General features: G+C 63.1%; 1 protein-coding gene. It reads right to left on the bottom strand.

What is annotated here, in order from left to right; genetic code table 11:
* Nucleotides 1-833: DUF11 domain-containing protein (locus NZ653_10110; GenBank protein MCS7287470.1), on the bottom strand; the 833-nt coding region annotated here is incomplete at both ends.

Raw genomic sequence — 833 nt, 5'->3', positions numbered from 1 at the left:
GGCATTCTTCACCGTGACAGTGACCGTGCGGGTGTAGCAGGTGTCTATGGGCGTGACCGCCTGGTTGGTGTTGAGGAGGATGGTGGGCGGGAGTTCCACGCGGGAACGGACCGGCCCGGCGGCCTGACAGGTCTGGCCCAGGCAGCCCTGGCGTCCGGCGAAGCGGTTGGTCAGATCGTCGCAGCCAATGATCTCCGCGGCGTACTGGATGACCACCTGCTCCTTGGGCTGAATCACCGGCAAGACCCAGGTGACCAGATGGGCGGAGGTGATGGGAGTCACTCCGGCCACGGAGCCCTGGGTAGAGGTGATGGAGGAAGCCACGTAGCGCAGGTCGCTGCCCAGCGCGTCGGTCAGCACCACACTGTAGGCCGGACCAGCGCCAGAGTTATACGCGATGAGCGTCCAGGTGACCACATCCCCATAGGCGTAGATAACCTCGGGGAACTTGGTCAGGATAGGAAGCGGCTCAATGATGCGCGGCGAGCCCAGGGTGCCGCCAGCCGAACATCGCTCCCGGTAGGTATCGTTATCGGCACAGCGATTATCATAGTAAAGCGTCCCCTGGAAGGGCGCAGTGCCGCTTTCGCAGCGCAACTGTATCCGCAACTGGACTGTCCCGGTGGTGGCCGTGGTAAAGGCGTCGGAATAATACCAGTGATAGCCAAAGGCACTCGTTTCGGTGTAGACCGGCGTAGCGCCAGAAAAGCCCAGGACCTCCAGGATCGCATACGTGCTGGTGGGCACGTCCAGGACGACGTCGTAGGCGGGGGCGGCGGAAGTCCGCTGGGCCGTCAGGGTAACAGTGTAAACGCCGCAGGAGGACACGTGCA

Source organism: Anaerolineae bacterium, from assembly GCA_025062375.1.
In the GTDB taxonomy this organism is placed as follows: Bacteria; Chloroflexota; Anaerolineae; order SpSt-600; family SpSt-600; genus SpSt-600.
Note: the sequence above shows the minus strand (reverse complement) of the source record. Positions and strands in the feature narration are given on the sequence as shown.